Below are 17,094 nucleotides of genomic sequence, written 5' to 3' on the forward strand. Positions count from 1 at the left end.
ACGTCCCGATGCACGATGCCCCGCACGATCGCCACATCCGATTCGCCGGCGCCGACGGCGGTGTCCTTGCGGAGGCTGTTCGGCCGATCACCGGGCTGCGGCGCGACCCAGGTGCGAACGTGCGCCAAGCGCAGGTCGACGGCGTGCTGACACCGCCGAGCTCGGAGTGGGACGAGCGCGTCACGAACCGGCTGCACTGGATTCCGACGTTCGGCGATTACCGGCTCAGCCAGTTGAGCGCGAACGCGTTCGAGATCCACAAGCGGACCGCGACGGGGCAGTCCTGGCTGCACCCGGACTCGGGCACGCGCTCGCAGGGCCTGGCGTACGTCGGCTCGCCCTCGGGCGGCCTCGCGTTCGGGATGCGCAACTTCTGGCAGCTGCACCCGACCGAGCTGGAGATCAGCGGAGCGGCGACCGATACCGCAACCGCGACCGTGTGGATGTGGTCGCCGCGTGCCGGTTCGATGGACCTGCGGCCCTACCACGATGGCATGGGCCAGGACACCTACCCCGAACAGCTCGACGCGCTCGAGATCACGTACGAGGACTACGAGCCCGGCTTCGACACCCCCACGGGTATCGCCCGCACCTCCGAGCTGATGTTCTGGGCGTTGGAGGCGACACCCAGCCGCGAGCGGTTCGCGGACCTGGCGGCAGCCACCGCTGCGCCGCCGATGCTCGTCAGCACGCCGGAGCACAACCACAGCGCGGGCGTGTTCGGGGTGTGGGCGCCGGTGGACCGGTCGCTGCCGGCGAAGGCCGAGGTCGAGGACAAGCTCGATCTCATGCACACCTACGCGCGCGAGCAGGTCGACCAGCGCTCCTGGTACGGCTTCTGGGACTACGGCGACGTCATGCACAGCTACGACGGCGACCGCCACACGTGGCGTTACGACATCGGCGGTTACGCCTGGGACAACTCCGAGCTCTCGACCGATCTGTGGCTCTGGTACCACTACCTGCGCACCGGCGATGCCACGGCCTTCCGATTCGCGGAGGCGATGACCCGCCACACCGGTGAGGTGGACACCTACCATCTCGGCACGTTCAAAGGGCTGGGCACGCGGCACGGCGTGCAGCACTGGGGCGACTCGGCGAAGCAGGTCCGGATCAGCAACGCCGGCTACCGGCGGATGTACTACTTCTTGACGGCGGATGAGCGCGTGGGCGACCTGCTCCACGATCTCATCGACGCCGACACGAGCTTCCTCACGCTCGACCCGGTGCGCAAGATCCGCGAGGACGAGTTCGACCCCTCACCGGAGGCGTTGCCGGTGGGCAAGTCCACCGACTGGGGCGCGCTCGGGCTGGCCTGGCTCACCGAGTGGGAGCGCGGCGGCGACCCGATCGCCCGCACGAAGCTGCTCAACGGTGCGCGCACGCTGGCCGCGCTCCCCAACGGGTGGGCGCAGGGCGGCCCGATCACCTACGACCTCGCGACAGGTCGCTTCACCGGGCCGACCGAGCCGAGCGTCAGCGTGGGGTCGCTCAACTGCGTGTTCGGACTGATGGAACTGATGGCCGAGCTGATCGACCTGGTCGACGAACCGGAGGTCGAGGAGCAGTGGGTCACGTACTGCCGCCTGTACAACGGCACCCGCGACGAGCAGATCGAGGCGACCGGATCGAGCTGGGGAAACCAGAACCTGAGGCAGGCGTACTCACGCGCCACCGCGTACGCAGCGGTGCGGATGGACGATCCCGACCTCGCCCGCCGCGCTTGGGCCGAGTTCCGCACCGGGCACGCCGGCTACCCCGCAGACCACTCGTTCGAATCGGTCCGGATCGAGCCGCCACTGGTCCTCAACCCCATCGACGAGGCCAGCCTGTCCACGAACGCGAACGCTCAGTACGGCCTCGCGGCCTTCCAGTGCCTCGCGCTCGTCGGCGACCACATCGACGAGACCTGATCGGGCACGCACCGCCCCGGCGCCCGCTCGGGGCGGTGCGTTACCGTTGCCCCGCAGTCAGAGGGGAGAGCTCGTGAGCGAGATGGACGACACAGCCGGCCGGATGCGCGCGTTGGCCCGGCGGATCGAGGTACTCGAGCAGCTGGTCATGCGAGCCGTGTGCCTCGCGGTCGCAGGACTGCTGATCGCGGGATGTCTCGTGCCGTTCGGCTACGGCACCGAGGCGGGCGAGCCGGTGGCGCCGTCGGTGCTGACGATGCCGGTGCACATGCTCGCCGCGGCGGGTGAGCCGGGCGGCGACACCGACGAGCTGACGTTCGTGGTGACCGCCACGATCGGGTTCGCCGGCCTCCTGCTGGTGGTGCTGGCCATCCTCGGCACGTTGCTGGTGTTCGCGCGGCGTGACGGCGGTGACGGCACCCTGAAGCTCGCCAGGATCCTGCGGGCACTGGCGTTGATCGGGACGGCCGCCGTGCTGATCTTCACGCTGATGTACGTGGGCGACCGGGAGGCGGTGGACGGCCCCGGCTGGGGCGGCGTGGTGCTGCTCGTGGGCGTGGTGGCGTACTCGATGCTGCTGAGCGAGCCGTGGCGCGGGCTGTGGCACAGGCCCCTCACGCCCGTGCGTCAGCCCCCGCGCGCCACCCGCTCGGCCTCGGCCCAGCCGCGCGATGACTCCGCATCGAGTACGGGCCGGTAACGCACCAGGTTCACGCCCCGGGCCGCGACCTCACGTAGCTCAGCGAGCCCGGCGGTCTGCGGCAGCGCACCCATCGCGCGCGCCTGCACGAGCACGTTGCCGAGCGCCGTCGACTCCTCCGGCCCTGCGACCACCTCGATACCGGTCGCATCCGCCGTCAGCTGCATGAGCAGCGTGTTGCGGGACCCGCCGCCGACCACGTGGATCACACCGACCTCGCGGCCGGACAGCTCGACGGCGTCACGCACCGCCCGCCGGTACGCCACCGCGAGCGAGTCGAGGATGCAGCGCGTCACCTCGGCGGGCGTGGCCGGAATCGCCTGCCCACTCGCTTCCGCGTGCTCGGCGATCCGCGCCGGCATGTCGCCGGGCGGCAGGAAATCGGGATGGTCGACATCGATGACCGTGCGCCGCTCGGGCAGGTCAGCTGCGTCGGCGAGCAGCGCCTCGAGCTCGAGCTCGTGCCCCTGCTCGGCCCACATGCGCTGCGACTCCTGCAGCACCCACAGCCCCATCACGTTGCGCAGGTAGCGCACCGTGCCATCGACACCGAGTTCGTTGGTGAAGTTCTTCGCGCGGCTCGCCTCGGTGCGGATCGGCTCGTCGAGCTCGACACCGACCAGCGACCAGGTCCCGCACGAGATGTAGGCGAAATCCGCCCGCTGCGCGGGGACGCCGACGACGGCGGAGGCCGTGTCGTGTGATCCCACCGCCACCACGGGCACCTCGCCCAGGCCGGTGCGTGCAGCGACCTCGGAGCTGAGGGTGCCGATCGTTGAGCCGGGCCGCACGATCGCTGGCAGCAGGGAGCGTGCGACGCCGAGCCGCTGCAGGATCTCGTGCGACCACTCCCCTGTCCCCACGTCCACGAGCGCGGTGGTCGACGCGTTGGTGAGCTCAGCGACGCGCGCCCCGGTCAGCAGATAGGCGATCAGGTCCGGGATCAGCAGGAGCGAGCGTGCCTGCTGCCACAGCTCGTCCTGTTGTTCGGCGTCGAGCTGGAACACCGTGTTGAAGGGCAGGTGCTGCATGCCGCCGATCGCGTACAGCTGCTCCGGCGGGATCCGCTCGTGCACGCGCGGAACGGCCGCCTCGGTCCGACCATCTCGATAGGCGACGGGCTCCGCGAGGAGCGCTCCGCCGTCGTCGATCAGTCCGTAGTCCACGGCCCAGGTGTCGATGCCGATCGAGGCGACCGGGCCGAGATCGCCGGCGGCCTTCAGACCGTCGACGATCGACTCCACCAGCCCGGTCAGATCCCACCGCAGCGTGCCGTGCGCATCCGGTTGCGCCCCGTTGGCAAATCGCGCTACCTCGGTGAGCTCGATGGCGGGGCCTTCACGTACCTCGCCGCGGATCACCCGCCCGCTGGAGGCACCGAGGTCGACGGCAACGAACGCACCTTCACTCATGGCGACTCAGCGCAGGAACGCGGCCGCGACCCCGGAGTCCACCGGGATGTGCAGACCGGTGGTCTGGTCGAGGTCGCCACCGGCGATCGCGAACGCGGCAGCCGCCACGTGCTGCGGCAGCACCTCCTTCTTCAGGAGGGTGCGCCGCGCGTAGTAGGCGCCGAGCTCGGACTCCGGCACGCCGTACACGGCTGCCCGCTTGGCACCCCACCCGCCGGAGAAGATCCCGGAACCGCGGACCACGCCGTCGGGGTTGATGCCGTTGACCCGGATACCGTGCTCGCCGAGCTCGGCAGCCAGCAGCCGCACCTGGTGCGCCTGGTCGGCCTTGGTGGCCGAGTACGCGATGTTGTTCGGGCCCGCGAAGATCGAGTTCTTCGAGGAGATGTAGATGATGTCGCCACCGAGCTTGGCCGCGATCATGCCGCGGGCCGCCTCGCGCGAGACCAGGAAGGATCCACGTGCCATCACGTTGTGCTGCAGGTCCCAGTCGGCGACCTCGGTCTCCAGCAGCGGCTTGCTCACCGACAGGCCGGCGTTGTTGACCACGAGGTCCACGCCACCGAACGCCAGGTTCGCGGCGGCGATCATCGCCTTCACGTCATCCTCGCTGGTGACATCCGCGCGCACGGCGATCGCCTTGTCGGGGCCACCGAGTTCAATCGCCGCATTGGCTGCGCTGTCATAGTTGAGGTCGGCGATCACCACGCATGCGCCTTCAGCGACGAACCGCTCCGCGATCGCCTTGCCGATGCCCGAGCCGGCGCCGGTGACCAGCGCCACGCGGGTGGCGAGCGGCTTCGGCTTCGGCATCCGCTGCAGCTTCGCCTCCTCCAGGGCCCAGTACTCGATGCGGAACTTCTCGCTGTCGGAGATCGGCGCGTAGGTGCTCAGGCCTTCGGCGCCGCGCATCACGTTGATCGCGTTGATGTAGAACTCGCCGGCCACGCGCGCGGTCTGCGCATCCTTGCCGTAGGAGAACATGCCGACGCCGGGGACGAGGATGATCAGCGGGTCAGCGCCCCTCATCGCCGGGCTGTCCTTCTTCGCGTACTTCTTGTAGTACGCGGCGTAGTCGGCGCGGTAGGCCTCGTGCAGCTCCTCGACCCGCTTGGTGACCTTCTCCCACGGCGCGTCCGGCGGCAGGTCGAGCACCATCGGCTTCACCTTGGTGCGCAGGAAGTGGTCGGGGCAGCTGGTACCGAGCTCAGCGAGCCGCGGCATGGTGCGGGAGGCCAGGAAATCGAGCACCACCTTGTCGTCGGTGAAGTGACCGATCATCGCCTTGTCCTGCGACGCAACGCCGCGCAGCAACGGCGCGAGCTCGGCGGCACGAGCGAGCCGCTTCGCCTTGGTGAGCGGCTCGTACTTCTTCACGCGCGCACCGAAGGGGTTCTTCTTGCTGTTCGCCTTGATGTACTTCTCGGCGGTGCGGATGATCCACAGCGAGTTCTTCTGCGCCTCCGCCGATGTGTCACCCCACGCAGTGATGCCGTGCCCACCAAGGATGCAGCCGACCGCCTGCGGGTTGGCCTCCTTGATCTTCGCGATGTCGAGGCCGAGTTGGAAGCCGGGCCGGCGCCATGGCACCCACACGACCTTGTCGCCGAATGCCTTCGCCGTGAGCTCCTCACCGTCGGCAGCGGTCGCGATCGCGATGCCCGAGTCGGGGTGCAGATGGTCCACGTGCGCGGCGTCCACGAGCCCATGCATCGCGGTGTCGATCGAGGGAGCAGCTCCGCCCTTGCCGTGCAGGCAGTAGTCGAAGGCCGCGACCATCTCGTCCTCGCGCCGCACACCCGGATAGACGTCCACGAGGGCGCGCATCCGGTCCAGGCGAAGCACGGCCAGACCGGACTCGGTCAGTGTGCCCAGGTCACCACCGGAACCCTTCACCCACAGCAGCTCGACCGGCTGCCCGGTGACGGGGTCGATCTCAGTCCCCTTGGCGGACGTGTTGCCGCCCGCATAGTTCGTGTTGCGCGGGTCGGCTCCGAGCTTGTTGGAGCGGGCGATCAGGTCAGCTGCTGCCTGGTTCGTCATCTCTGCTTTCGCTTCCTTGGTGCCGAGCAGGAGATTCTGCCCGTTCAGTGTGCCGATACCGGGCGGAAACGCCTGGTCGGCGGGGTGGTTGGTTGTGGTACTCAGGCGCCCCAGCCGGCCTGCGTGCCGCCGACGCGCTCCTGCGCGACCTTCTCGGCGTAGCCGGAGGCGAGGAACGCGGCGATCGGGTCACCCGCGATCCCCTTGGCCTCGCGGACCTCGGCCAGCAGCGGGCGCACATCGGTGTTGTAGGCATCCATGAGCGCACCGTTGGCACCGAGCACATCGCCCGTGTGCTGGGCCTCACCGAGCGCGTCGCGGTCGACGAGCAACGCCTTGGCGGTGGCTTCCTGCACATTCATGACCGACCGGATCTGAGCCTGGATCTTGGGCTCGATGTTGTGGCACTGGTCGAGCATGAAGTTGACGCCGGAGTCCGGGCGGAGCGCATCAGCGATCACGATCTCGTTCATGATCCGGAACAGCTGGAACGGGTCGGCCGCGCCGACCATGAGGTCGTCGTCGGCGTAGAAGCGCGAGTTGAAGTCGAAGGCGCCGAGGCGGCCCACGCGCAGCAGCTGCGCGACGATGAACTCGATGTTGGTGCCGGGCGCGTGGTGACCGGTGTCGAGCACCACGGTCGCCTGGTCGCCGAGGGCGAGGCAGTGGGTCAGCGAGGTGCCCCAGTCCGGCACATCGGTGGCGTAGAACGCGGGCTCGAAGAACTTGTACTCGAGCAGGATGCGGTGCTCGGGGTCGAGCCCGGCGTAGATCTCGGCCAGCGCCTCGGCGAGCCGGTCCTGCCGCGCACGCAGGTCGTCCTGGCCCGGGTAGTTGAGGCCGTCCGCGAGCCAGATCTTCAGGTCGGTGGAACCGGTCGCGCGCATCACGTCGATGGAGTCGAGCTGGTGCTTGACCGCCTTGGCGCGGATCTTCGGATCGGGGTTGGTCAGCGAGCCGAGCTTGTAGTCATCGTCCTGGAAGACGTTCGAGTTGATGGCCCCGATGCTGACGCCGAGCTCACGAGCATGGCGGGCGAGATCGTCGTAGTCGTCCACGAGGTCCCACGGGATGTGCAGCGAGACGCGCGGAGCGGCACCGGTGAAGGCATTGACCTGCGCAGCATCGGCGATCTTCTCGTACGGGTCGCGCGGCACGCCGGGGGTGCTGAAGACCTTGAACCGCGTGCCCGAGTTTCCGAACGCCCACGACGGCAGCTCGATGGTCTGGGCGGCGAGGGCGGACCGGACGTCGGCGTCCGACGGCGTGCTCATGTGTTGCTCCTTGCTCAGCGATTCAGCCGGAATCTTGAAACGTTTCAGGTTGGCCCGACTCTATTGATCCCTGGCGCCGCCTGTCAAGGCGACCCTGTGCGCGGGCCCTACGATGTCGCAGGACCAGCGACTGGAGGCACCATGACCACGGGCGCGCAGCCCGGGGACCTCGGGATCCCCCGCGGCAAGAAGCCCGCGATCAAGGACGTCGCGCGCCTGGCAGGTGTCGCCGTCGGAACCGTCTCGAACGTCCTCAACGACCGACCGTCCGTCACCCCCGAGACCCGCGAACGCGTGCTCGATGTCATCGCGCGCATCGGCTACGTCCCGAACGCCACCGCCCGGCGGCTGCGCAACGGCGAGGTCACCACGGTCGGCGCCGTGGTGCTCGACCTAGCCAACCCGTTCTTCACCGAGATGGCGCGCGGCGTCGAGGACCGCCTCTCGCAGGATGGCCACACGGTGATGCTCGCCAGCTCCGACGAGGATGCCGCGCGGGAACGCCGCTACCTGGACCTGCTGATGCAGCAGGGCGTGCGCGGTCTGCTCATCACGCCGTCGGGACCGGACCTGTCCCACCTGTCCGAGATCCGTGCGCGCGGCACCGACGTGGTACTGCTCGACTCGTTCTCGCGCGACTTCGACTCGGTGTGGGTGGACGACATCGCCGGCGGCGCGATGGCCGCGGCGCACCTGCTCGACGGCGGCCGGGCGCGCCTGGCGTTCATGAACGGTTCGCGCTCGGTGCGCCAGTGCGAGGCCCGGTACCGGGGCGTGGAGCGGGCGATCCTCACCCGCGAGCTCGACCCGACCTCGCTCCTGACGGAGATCACTCTCAGAGCGCCGTTCACGCTGGAGCTGATCGCGGCCGCGACCGCCGAACTCCTGGACACCAGCGGGCCACACCCCGATGCCATCGTCTGTATCAACGATGTCGTGGCCCTCGGCGTTCTGCAGACGTTGCAGGCGCGAGGCATCTCGGTCCCCGACGACATCGCCGTCGTCGGATACGACGACATCATGTTCTCGGCGATGCTGAGCACGCCGCTCACCTCGGTCCGCCAACCCACGCGCAAACTGGGATGGACGGCAGCCGACATCCTGCTGCGAGGCGACGACGACCGCACAGGCGTGGAGCACGTGGAGTTCACACCTGAGCTGATCGTCCGCGCCTCGAGCGTGTCGCCCTGAGCGGCCCTGGCGCGTCGGTAGCGACACCCGGTGTTGAAACGATAAACTCTGGTCTCCCGGGCATCGAGGCCCGCAGAACGATGGGGGCCATGACCATGTCGACCGAGACACCTGATGCCCCCGCGAGCCCACGGGTTCGACGCCCGAGCGTGACCGACGTCGCCCGGCTGGCCACGGTATCGGTCGGCACGGTCTCCAACGTGCTCAACCGCCCCGAGCGCGTCGCGAGCGCCACCCGCGAACGCGTGCTGGCAGCGATCGACGAGCTCGGCTTCGTCCGCAATGCCTCGGCACGGCAGCTGCGCAGCGGCGAGATCACCACGATCGGTGCCGTGGTCCTCGACATCGCGAACCCGTTCTTCACCGAGATCGCGCGAGGCATCGAGGACCGCCTCGCCGAGGACGACCTCACCCTCATGCTCGCGAGCTCGGACGAGAACCCGGACCGCGAGGCACGCTACCTGCGCCTGTTCGCCGAGCACGGCGTCCGCGGGGTGCTCGCCACGCCGTCGCACGGGAGCATCGACGCGCTGCTCGCCCTGCGCGAGAAGGGGATCCCCGTGGTGCTGCTCGACCACACGTCCCCGGTGCCCGAGCTCGGGTCGGTCGCGGTCGATGACCTCAGTGGCGGCAGTCTCGCGCTCGCCCACCTGCTGGATCTCGGCCACGAACGGATCGGCTTCATCAACGGACCACTCACGCTGCGGCAGTGCGTCGATCGACGCGATGGCGCCGTGCAGGCGTTGGTCGAGCGCGGCCTCGACCCGGCTGAGGCACTGGTCGAGATGAGCGTGGACAACCTCAACGCCGATGCCGGCGACGCCGCCACGAAGCGGCTGCTGGCGCGCGACGACCGCCCCACCGCGATCTTCTGCGTCAACGACCTCACAGCTCTCGGCAGCCTGCGCGCGCTGCGCGAGGACGGTGTGGAGGTGCCGAACGAGATGGCGGTGGTCGGCTATGACGACGTCTCGTTCGCGTCGATGCTCTCCACCCCGCTGACCTCGGTGCGGCAGCCGACCCACACGCTGGGCTGGACAGCCGCGGACATCCTGCTCCGCAGCGGCCCCGATGAGGGCGAGCAGGTCACCTTCACGCCCGAGCTGATCGTGCGGAGCTCGAGCGTGCCCGCCACGCAGCCCTGATCAGAGGGACCTGCACCGGCAGCCGCAGCAGCGACACCGCGAACGCCGCCACCGACCGAGTATCTCGCCGCCGCCGCGCCCGCCGCCCCAGGTCGATGGACATCTGCACGTTGGCCGGCCACACGGCCAGCAGCAGGGCGGCGCTCGCCGTCCCGGCGGCGACCCGGGTCCGCGGGTGCAGCAACCCGGCCGCGCATGCCAGCTCAGCCAGCCCCGAGGCCAGCACGAGCGGGCGAGACCATGGGCGCAACGCCGTCGGGATGATCGGTTCGAAGACCTGCGGTCTCGCGAGGTGGACCGCCCCTGAGATCGCGAACGGGACCACCACCAGCCACTCGACCTTGTCACGCATCCGCCCATCCTCCCCCGGGTCGCGGCCCACGCTGGCAGGATCGGAACGTGGCGGACCGGATCGAGATCCACGTCGTCGCCGATTCGACCGGCGACACGGCGGCGCGTGTCGCGCGGGCGGCACGCGCCCAGTACGCCGACCGGGAGATCCGGATCGTGCGGCACCCGCGGATCCTGTCCGAGACGATGCTGCGGACCGCGATCGAACCGCTCGCGGGGCGCGCGAACGCCGTCGTCGTCTTCTCCACGCTGGTCGACGAGCAGATGCGCTCGCTGCTCTCCCAGCTCTGCGCGGAGGCAGGGCTGGTGCATGCCGACCTGCTGGACCCCGCGGTGACCGCGCTGCAACGCGCGATCGGCGAGGCGCCGTCGCGCACGGTCGCCCCGGTCGGCGTGGGTGAGGACTACTTCAAGCGGATCCAGGCGATGGAGTTCGCGCTCGCGAACGACGACGGCAAGCTCACCTCGCCGCTGTCCGCCGCCGACATCGTGCTCGTGGGGGTCTCGCGCACGGGCAAGACGCCGCTGTCGATGTACCTCGGCTACCTCGGCTACAAGACCGCGAACATCCCGCTCGTGCCCGGACTGGCGGCACCGCGGGCGCTGTTCGACGTGGACCGATGGAAGATCGTGGGGCTGACGATCGACCCGCAGCGGCTCCACGACATCCGGCGGCGTCGTGTGAGCGCGCTCGGTGTCGGCCCAGGCAAGGACGGTTACGCCGAGCTCGCGAAGATCTACGACGAGCTCGACGAGGTAGCCGCCGTGCAGCGCCGGCTCGGCTGCCCGGTCATCGACACCACGTCAGTGGCGCTCGAGGAGGCGGCGCTGCGGGTGATCGAGGTCGTCGAGCAGCGGCGGGACACGCTGACCGGAATCGGGTAAGGGCTTGCCCGCCCGGGTCGCCGCACGCTCCGGTTAACCTCACCCCAGGAGCGCCGGCGACGTCGCCGGCGCGCGCGTGGAAGGACCTCCATGGCCGGACAGCGGTACCTGTACGACCTCGCCGATGGCGACGCCTCGATGAAGCCCCTCCTCGGGGGCAAGGGCGCGGGCGTCGCGCAGATGATGAAGCTCGGCGTCCCGGTCCCCGATGGCTTCACGGTCACCACCGCTGCCTGCGTGGATGCGATGTCCGACGGCGGTGCGTGGCCCGATGGTCTCTGGGAGGAGACTCTCGCGGCGTTGAGTCGTCTGGAGGAGCGCACCGGCCGGGGTCTGGGCGATCCCGAGCGCCCGCTGCTGGTATCGGTGCGGTCGGGCGCGGTGGTCTCGATGCCGGGAATGATGGACACGATCCTCAACCTGGGCATCGGGGACGCGACCGTGGAGGCACTCGGGCGCGAGGCGGGCGACCCGCGGTTCGCATGGGATTCGTACCGGCGGTTCCTGCAGATGTACGGCGAAGTGGTGGAGGGCGTGCCGGCGCATGCGTACGAGGACGCGCTGACCGCCATGAAGCGTGGTCGCGGCGTGACCGAGGACACCGGCCTGTCCACCGACGACCTGCGCGAGCTGGTCGAGGTCTTCAAGATCGTCAGCCGCACCCACATCGGCGCCGACCTGCCCGAGGACCCGAAGGAGGCGTTACGGCGCGCGATCGACGCGGTGTTCCGGTCGTGGCTCAACCCGCGCGCGGGTGTCTACCGGCGTGCGAACGGCATCGCCGATGACCTCGGCACGGCGGTGAACGTCATGCAGATGGTCTTCGGCAACCGCGGCGACACCTCCGCCACCGGGGTGTGCTTCACGCGCAACCCGGCCACCGGGGCGAGGGAGCTGTACGGCGAGTTCCTGCTCAACGCCCAGGGCGAGGACGTGGTGGCCGGCATCCGTACGCCGCGGCCGCTGGCCGAGATGGAGGTGGTCCTTCCCGAGGCGTACGGCCAGCTCCTCGAGGTGATGGGGACGCTCGAGGCGCACTACCGCGACATGCAGGACATCGAGTTCACGGTCGAGGACGAGAAGCTGTACCTGCTGCAGACACGCGACGGCAAACGCACCGCCGCGGCCGCGCTCAAGGTGGCACGGGACCTCGTGGAGGAGGGCGTGCTCAGCCGCGAGGAGGCACTCGCGCGGATCGAGCCAGGCCAGCTCGACCAGCTGCTGCACCCGGCACTCGACCCCGCGCACGGGCAGCAGCCCGCCACGCGCGGTCTGGCCGCCTCTCCCGGGGCAGCCGTTGGCGAGGTCGTGTTCGACTCCGACACCGCGGAGCGGCGGGGCAAGGCCGGCGACGCGGTGGTGCTGGTCCGCTGGGAGACCACCCCGGATGACATCGCCGGCACGCTCGTGGCACAAGGCGTGCTGACGGCGCACGGCGGCATGACCAGCCACGCCGCCGTGGTGGCGCGCGGCATGGGAAAGCCCTGCGTCGCCGGGGCCTCCGACATCGCCAGCGACGCCGAGGCCTCGACCCTGACCATCGGCGATCTCACCCTCACCGAGGGCGACGCGATCACGCTCGATGGTTCTACGGGCGAGGTGTTCGCCGGAGCCCTCGCGCTGGTGCCGCCGCAGATCAACGAGGACTTCGCGGTCGTGGTCGGCTGGGCCGACGACGTGCGCAGGCTCGGCGTCCGCGCGAACGCCGACAACGGCCCCGACGCCGCCAAGGCCCGCGAGTTCGGCGCCGAGGGAATCGGGCTGTGCCGCACCGAGCACATGTTCATGGAGCAGGACAGATTGCCGGCTGTCCGACGAATGATCCTGGCGAGCGACGACGCCGAGCGGGCCAACGCGCTCGAGGAGATCCTGCCGATGCAGCAGGCCGACTTCGAGGCGATCCTCGAGGCGATGAGCGGGCTGCCGGTCACGATCCGGCTGCTCGACCCGCCGCTGCACGAGTTCCTTCCGAGCCTCGTGGATCAGGCGCTCGAGGTGCAGCGGCTCGAGCTGGCCGGCGACACCCATCCCACCGACCTCCGGCACGCCCGCGCGCTGCTGGCGCAGATCAAGAAGCTCACCGAGCAGAACCCGATGCTCGGCACCCGCGGTGTGCGCCTAGCCCTGCTCTACCCCGAGATCCCCCAGATGCAGGTGCGGGCGATCGCCCGGGCGGCGCTCGCCGTCGCCGATCGCGGTGGCGATCCCCAGGTCGAGATCATGGTCCCGCTCGTGGCCTACGCCGAGGAGCTGCGGCGGATGCGCACGCTCATCGCCCAGACGCTGGAGGCAGAGTTCGCCGCTGCCGGCCGGCGACTCGAGGTGCCGATCGGCACGATGATCGAGCTCCCGCGCGCAGCCGTGGTGGCCGATCAGATCGCGGAGCACGCCGACTTCTTCAGCTTCGGCACCAACGACCTCACCCAGACCGGCGTGGGCATCTCGCGTGACGACGCCGAGGGCGCGTTCTTGTCCGCCTACCTGGACGAGGGCGTGGTCCCGGACAACCCGTTCGTCTCGATCGACGTCGACGGCGTGGGCGGCCTCGTGGAGATCGGCGTGCAGCGAGGCCGATCCAGCAAGCCCGACCTCAAGCTCGGTGTGTGTGGCGAGCACGGCGGCGACCCAGCCTCGATCGCCGTGTTCGAGAGGTTGGGCCTGGACTACGTGTCCTGCTCGCCGTTCCGGGTGCCGATCGCGCGGTTCGCCGCCGCTCAGGCGGTGCTCGTGTAGCTCAGGCGCGGTCCTGCGGGGGGACGTACAGGTTCTCGGTGGGGATCGGCTGCCCGGTGGGCGTGTCGAAGATCCGGATGCCGTTCTCGTCCCGCACGACCTGCAGCTCCGAACCGACGGCGAGATCCCAGATCCCGATCAGTGCCGGCTCGATCGCACAGACCTGGTTGAAGTCGACGATCTTCCAGTTCGAGCCGTCGGAGAGGTACTCGCTGGTGTCGACGTGGCTCATGATGCGCCACCCGTTGTCGGCGGGCGCGCGGGAAGGCTTGCGCTGCAGCCACCGCACCTTGCCCGCACCGCTGAGGACGTTGAGCGTTGCCAGGCAGGCACCAGCGGCGGGAATGAACTCCGGGTAGCGAGCGGGCGCGCCGCCCTGTGGGCTCTCAGACATCGGTCACGCCTCCCTCTCGCGTACCAGTTGCTGCAGGATCGGGCGATTCCGCGGCGCGGCCTCCAGGATGAGCTCCCGCACGGACAGTGCCTGCGTCGCGCGCGCATCGAGGTCCAGGTCCGCACGCGCGAGGAACGCCTGGTACAGAGGAACCGCGTCCTCGTCCACGATCGAGGTGTTGTAGAGCATGGCCAGCGGGGCACCCAGCTTGGCATCGGCGGCGTTGACGTCAGCACCGCCGTCGAGCAGCCTCGTCACGAGCCCCGCCTCAGCCGCCGGGTCGTGTGCGCGCTGCGGCAGGAGGACGTGCAGCAGCGTCGTCCCGGATGAGGTGACCACGGAGGCGTCGGCGCCGTCGTCGAGCAGGCGGTTCGCGATCGCGACCCGCGTCTGCGGATCACGGTTCGCGAGCGCGCCGAACAGGGCCGTCTGGCCCGTCGATGGCGAGGCGAAAGTCGGCGTCACCGCTGGGTCGTAGTTCTCCAGGAACGCCTCCAACGAGGCCGCCCGCTTCGCGCCAAGAATTGGATCTGCCACTACCTCACTCGCTTCCTGCTCGCCCGCCGTCGAACGCCATCATGCTGCCACAGCAGCGATCTCACTCATCCATGTGGGATTGGTTGCGCGCTGATCCCTCGGCGAAGTAGTTGTCATCGGCCTGGAACTCCTCGAGGAAGATCTCCAAGTTCTCCAGCGGGTCAGGCGAGAGCTCGTGGTTGAGGTAGCGCCGCCGGAGCTCGCTGTACTTGGAGTCGGGCGTGTGGCCCATGTCCCACAGGCCCTGCCGCGGCTCACCGGGGCGCCAGGTAATCAGATCCCACGAGCCGTCGACCTGCTGGATGTAGATCTGGTCGGGGCCCGGCGCCGGGAGCGCGTTGCCGTTCTCATCGAGCAGCAGCCCGGCGGCGGCATCGTCGACCTGCGAGTTGTGGGTGGTGTCGAACACCGCCTCGACCTGGCCGTCGGCGTACGGCGGGCGGTTGTTGGCGTACGGCATGAGCTGCCCGTTGCCGTCGTACCCGAAGCTGTTCGGGACACCGGTATCCGGCATCCCCGAGGGGTATCCGTTGCCGTGCAGCTGCGCGACCCACTGCTGCGACTCCGGATCCCAGCGCATCTCCCAGCCACGGTTGCCGTTGATATCGGTGAGCTTCAGCGGCTCGCCGGTACGCGGGTCGACCGGGCGGCCCTCCTCGTCGACCGGAGCCCGGTCGAGCGCATCCTGCACGTCCTTGTCCGTGTACGAGGGGGCGTCCTTGTCGCCGGAAGACACGGTCTCGGGTGCCTCGGTCTCGGGGTCGTAGCGCGTCTCCGGCCTACCGGGTGTCCGCTCCGTCCCGGGCTTGGGCTCCGGCTCGGCTGTCCCACCGGACTCGTCCGGGTTCGACCCACCGGACTCGTCCGGGTTCGACCCATCGGACTCGTCCGGGTTCGACCCGTCGGGCTCGTCGGAGTTCATCTCGGGGTCGGCCGGGCCCTCGGGTTCCTCGGGCGATGCCGGCCCCTCGGGCTCGTCGGGGTTGACTGGCCCCTCGGGCTCCTCTGGCTTGACCGGCGTGGTCGGGTCGTCTGGACGCGTCGGGTGAGTCGGGTCGTTCGGGTGCGTCGGGTTGGTCGGCTCGACTGGATCGTTGACCCGAGGCGGGGGGTTGTCGCCCTCGATCTCGGGCGTGCGCGGGACGCCGTCGCCCTGCGGGCCGAAGATGTCGTTGGTGACCGGGGTGGTGTCGCGGACCGGCGGGATGTCGGTGACGTCGTCGATCAGCCCGGCCGGGTTGAAACGCACGGAGGAGCCTGGCCCCACGGGGACATCGTCACCGAACCGCACGGCGTTACGCAGACCTGCGAGGAAGTGCGTGCCGCCCTTGACCACGAACGATCCGCCCGGCACCACGAAGTCACTGACCACGCCGGTGATCCGCGCCAGCCGCGCACCGACCGAGCCGGTCTTGAGCGCGCCACCCACCTGCCCGGCACCTGGGATGAAGAACGTCCCGACGTTGAGGAGCGACTCGGTCCCGGTCGCCCAGCCGTCCTCCTTCCACTTGTGCCAGCCATCGCCGCCATCCATGGCCGCTTGCAGGTCGTAGCCGACCAGGCTCGACCAACCACCAGCGGCAACCTCGAGGCGCTCGGTGTACCAGTCACCGAACGCGTTGTCCGGGATGTCGGTTCCGGTGGCGAGCATGACGGCGTTCGGGATGATGCCCACGACCATCACCACGGTCGAGCCGAGGAAGTTGCCAAGACCGCCCCAGGCATTGCCGGCCACATCCAAGCCCCACTCACCCGCCTCGGTGTCGTAGCCGATGAGCGACGCAGCGCCGGAGTACAGGCCGTACCCGAAGTCGGAGATGCCGTGCCCGACCGACTCGTGGCAGTTGCGGTCCTCCTCGCGTGCCGAACCCCAGGGCATCGGCATCTCGGGGTTGCTGAACGCCTCGGCGGGGATCGCCTCCACCTCGGCCACGCACACGTTGACGATCAGGCCGTTGATGTCGTTGGCACAGGTGGCCACGGCGGTCGAGATGTCGGCGAGGATCCCGCCGTACTCCTCAAGCAGTTCCTTGTTGCGGTCGACCGAGTCCCCATCCTCGTACCACGGGACCTCGACCATCTCCTCGTTGCCGATGCCGATGCTCGCGAACATCCCCTCCGCTGCATCGAGGAGGTTCGCATCCTTCGCCTCCGACTCGGGGACCATGACGCCGTCTTTGACATCGTTGCGGAATGTCCAGGCATCCCTCTCGCACGACTCCAGCCGCGACTTGAGACCGGCGAGCTCGCTCGCGTAGGTATCGAGATATCCGGCGGCGCTGTGCAGCGCCTCCTTGAGGTCGCCCGCATCGGTCACCGCAGGGTCGATGAGCGTGTAGACCTGATCCTGCTCGGGTGCCTCGTAGTGAGCGCTGAGGCCCGACCACGTGGTGTCGATCGCGGTGGTCTCGGTGTGCACGGTCGTGCCCATCGTGCGCAGATCGGTCGCCGAGGTCTCGATCGCCGCGGTGTCGAGATCGTGCGCACGGCACGGGAAGTTCGCCGGATTGATCAGC

Annotated in this window: 13 protein-coding genes; 6 read left to right on the forward strand and 7 right to left on the reverse strand. The window is 69.5% G+C overall.

The annotated features are described in order from the left end of the window. Together ACOJSN_RS18775 and ACOJSN_RS18780 are read left to right on the forward strand one after the other, a co-directional pair. Positions 1 to 1,913: Tat pathway signal sequence domain protein (locus ACOJSN_RS18775; RefSeq protein ID WP_420114015.1), on the forward strand; the 1,913-nt coding region annotated here is incomplete at its 5' end. A gap of 73 nt (positions 1,914 to 1,986) precedes the next feature. Further along, positions 1,987 to 2,613, forward strand: coding sequence for a hypothetical protein (locus ACOJSN_RS18780; protein WP_420114016.1), 627 nt, complete (start codon positions 1,987 to 1,989; stop codon positions 2,611 to 2,613). On the opposite strand, the gene ACOJSN_RS18785 is transcribed toward ACOJSN_RS18780, so the two are convergent. The 3 genes from ACOJSN_RS18785 to rhaI all read right to left on the reverse strand — a co-directional run bounded on the left by ACOJSN_RS18785 (position 2,541) and on the right by rhaI (position 7,342). After that, a complete protein-coding gene (locus ACOJSN_RS18785; RefSeq protein ID WP_420114017.1) occupies positions 2,541 to 4,025 on the reverse strand; it encodes a rhamnulokinase in 1,485 nt (494 codons plus the stop codon). The two genes, ACOJSN_RS18780 and ACOJSN_RS18785, sit on opposite strands and share 73 nt — an antisense overlap. A 6-nt stretch (positions 4,026 to 4,031) precedes the next feature. Next, complete coding sequence (locus ACOJSN_RS18790; protein ID WP_420114018.1) at positions 4,032 to 6,068, reverse strand: bifunctional aldolase/short-chain dehydrogenase; 2,037 nt, start codon at positions 6,066 to 6,068, stop codon at positions 4,032 to 4,034. Positions 6,069 to 6,169: 101 nt separating this feature from the next. After that, the gene (gene rhaI / locus ACOJSN_RS18795) at positions 6,170 to 7,342 is read right to left on the reverse strand and encodes an L-rhamnose isomerase (protein WP_420114019.1); all 1,173 of its coding nucleotides are present in this window, start codon (positions 7,340 to 7,342) and stop codon (positions 6,170 to 6,172) included. 141 nt (positions 7,343 to 7,483) lie between these two features. Between rhaI and ACOJSN_RS18800 the strand changes: the two genes are divergently transcribed. Both ACOJSN_RS18800 and ACOJSN_RS18805 read left to right on the forward strand, forming a co-directional pair. Beyond that, positions 7,484 to 8,533 carry a LacI family DNA-binding transcriptional regulator gene (locus tag ACOJSN_RS18800; protein WP_420114020.1) on the forward strand — a complete coding sequence of 350 codons (1,050 nt, stop codon included), beginning with the start codon at positions 7,484 to 7,486 and terminating at the stop codon, positions 8,531 to 8,533. Positions 8,534 to 8,622: 89 nt separating this feature from the next. Continuing rightward, on the forward strand, positions 8,623 to 9,678 hold the full coding sequence (locus ACOJSN_RS18805; RefSeq protein ID WP_420114021.1) for a LacI family DNA-binding transcriptional regulator: 1,056 nt from the start codon (positions 8,623 to 8,625) through the stop codon (positions 9,676 to 9,678). Here ACOJSN_RS18805 and ACOJSN_RS18810 read toward each other — a convergent pair. Next, positions 9,626 to 10,030, reverse strand: a complete 405-nt coding sequence (locus ACOJSN_RS18810) for a MauE/DoxX family redox-associated membrane protein (protein WP_420114022.1) — start codon at positions 10,028 to 10,030, stop codon at positions 9,626 to 9,628. The genes ACOJSN_RS18805 and ACOJSN_RS18810 overlap by 53 nt on opposite strands. A gap of 47 nt (positions 10,031 to 10,077) precedes the next feature. On the opposite strand from ACOJSN_RS18810, the gene ACOJSN_RS18815 reads away from it, so the two are divergent. Beyond that, complete coding sequence (locus ACOJSN_RS18815) at positions 10,078 to 10,914, forward strand: pyruvate, water dikinase regulatory protein (RefSeq protein WP_420114023.1); 837 nt, start codon at positions 10,078 to 10,080, stop codon at positions 10,912 to 10,914. 90 nt (positions 10,915 to 11,004) lie between these two features. Then, complete coding sequence (gene ppdK / locus ACOJSN_RS18820; protein WP_420114024.1) at positions 11,005 to 13,647, forward strand: pyruvate, phosphate dikinase; 2,643 nt, start codon at positions 11,005 to 11,007, stop codon at positions 13,645 to 13,647. A 1-nt stretch (position 13,648) separates the two neighbouring features. Here the strand turns inward: ppdK and ACOJSN_RS18825 are convergent, their stop codons facing one another. From ACOJSN_RS18825 to ACOJSN_RS18835, 3 genes are all read right to left on the reverse strand, one after another. After that, on the reverse strand, positions 13,649 to 14,041 hold the full coding sequence (locus ACOJSN_RS18825; protein ID WP_420114025.1) for a DUF2185 domain-containing protein: 393 nt from the start codon (positions 14,039 to 14,041) through the stop codon (positions 13,649 to 13,651). A 3-nt stretch (positions 14,042 to 14,044) separates the two neighbouring features. Beyond that, the gene (locus ACOJSN_RS18830) at positions 14,045 to 14,578 is read right to left on the reverse strand and encodes a hypothetical protein (protein WP_420114026.1); all 534 of its coding nucleotides are present in this window, start codon (positions 14,576 to 14,578) and stop codon (positions 14,045 to 14,047) included. A 61-nt stretch (positions 14,579 to 14,639) separates the two neighbouring features. After that, positions 14,640 to 17,094, reverse strand: a 2,455-nt coding sequence (locus ACOJSN_RS18835; RefSeq protein WP_420114027.1) for a GH-E family nuclease, incomplete at its 5' end; no start/stop codon positions are given.

The organism is Pseudactinotalea sp. (assembly GCF_048594945.1).
Lineage (GTDB): Bacteria > Actinomycetota > Actinomycetes > Actinomycetales > Beutenbergiaceae > Pseudactinotalea.

Excerpts from the sequence above, each read along its gene's own strand:
- ACOJSN_RS18785 (WP_420114017.1), bottom strand. The coding sequence starts at position 4,025 with ATGAGTGAAGGTGCGTTCGTTGCCGTCGACCTCGGTGCCTCCAGCGGG.
- ACOJSN_RS18790 (WP_420114018.1), bottom strand. The coding sequence starts at position 6,068 with ATGACGAACCAGGCAGCAGCTGACCTGATCGCCCGCTCCAACAAGCTC.
- rhaI (WP_420114019.1), bottom strand. The coding sequence starts at position 7,342 with ATGAGCACGCCGTCGGACGCCGACGTCCGGTCCGCCCTCGCCGCCCAG.
- ACOJSN_RS18800 (WP_420114020.1), top strand. The coding sequence starts at position 7,484 with ATGACCACGGGCGCGCAGCCCGGGGACCTCGGGATCCCCCGCGGCAAG.
- ACOJSN_RS18805 (WP_420114021.1), top strand. The coding sequence starts at position 8,623 with ATGACCATGTCGACCGAGACACCTGATGCCCCCGCGAGCCCACGGGTT.
- ACOJSN_RS18810 (WP_420114022.1), bottom strand. The coding sequence starts at position 10,030 with ATGCGTGACAAGGTCGAGTGGCTGGTGGTGGTCCCGTTCGCGATCTCA.
- ppdK (WP_420114024.1), top strand. The coding sequence starts at position 11,005 with ATGGCCGGACAGCGGTACCTGTACGACCTCGCCGATGGCGACGCCTCG.
- ACOJSN_RS18825 (WP_420114025.1), bottom strand. The coding sequence starts at position 14,041 with ATGTCTGAGAGCCCACAGGGCGGCGCGCCCGCTCGCTACCCGGAGTTC.